The organism is Micrococcus sp. HMSC31B01, from assembly GCF_001816085.1.
Taxonomy (GTDB): Bacteria; Actinomycetota; Actinomycetes; order Actinomycetales; family Micrococcaceae; genus Micrococcus; species Micrococcus luteus.
In genome coordinates this window covers 1-871 of the sequence record NZ_KV824938.1, presented here as the reverse complement: position 1 = coordinate 871, position 871 = coordinate 1, and the positions used below count along the sequence as shown (strand labels likewise).

The 871-nt window shown below is 76.0% G+C and carries 1 protein-coding gene; it reads left to right on the top strand.

Annotated features, from left to right (window positions below; all coding sequences use genetic code 11):
* The coding region (gene nagB, locus HMPREF3105_RS01825; protein WP_070708638.1) for a glucosamine-6-phosphate deaminase at positions 1 to 708 on the top strand (708 nt) is incomplete at its 5' end.
* Between the last annotated feature and the right edge of the window lie 163 nt (positions 709 to 871).

Below are 871 nucleotides of genomic sequence, written 5' to 3'. Positions count from 1 at the left end.
CGTCCCGAGGCCGTCCTGGGGCTGGCCACCGGCTCCTCGCCCCTGCCCGTCTACGACGAGCTCGCCCGCCGGGTCCGGGACGGGGAGCTGTCCCTGCGCTCCTGCCGCGCGTTCCTGCTGGACGAGTACGTCGGCCTGCCCGCGGGACACCCCGAGTCCTACCGCACCGTGATCGAGCGGGAGTTCGTCGCGCGCACGGACATCGCCCCGGAGGCCGTGCACGGTCCGGACGGCGGGGCGGCGGACGTCCCGGGCGCCTGCGCCGCCTACGAGGAGGCGCTGCGCGAGGCCGGCGGCGTGGACGTGCAGCTGCTCGGCGTGGGCACGGACGGGCACATCGCGTTCAACGAGCCCGGCTCCTCCCTCGCCTCCCGCACGCGCATCAAGGTGCTCGCCGAGCAGACCCGGCGGGACAACGCCCGCTTCTTCGACGGCGACCTCGACCAGGTCCCGACCCACTGCCTCACCCAGGGCGTGGGCACGATCCTCGACGCCCGACACCTGGTCCTGCTGGCCCGGGGCGAGGGCAAGGCCGAGGCGGTGCGGCAGCTCGTGGAGGGCCCCGTGAGCGCGCGCTGGCCGGTCACGGCCCTGCAGCTGCACCCGCATGTGACCGTCCTCGTGGACGAGGCCGCCGCCGGGCGACTCGAGCTCGCGGGGGAGTACCGCCACATGTGGGAGGCCAAGCCGTCCTGGCAGGGATTCTGAGCGCCCCTCGTCCATCGACCCGCCCACCCCGGAAGGTGCATCCGTGTCCGCCTCGGTCCCTCACCGGCCGCGCGCCGAGCAGGCGCCGCAGGCCGCCGCGTCCCCGTCGGTGCTGCGCGCGGACCGCGTCCATGACGGCGAGCGCCTCGGCGGCCCCGGCTGG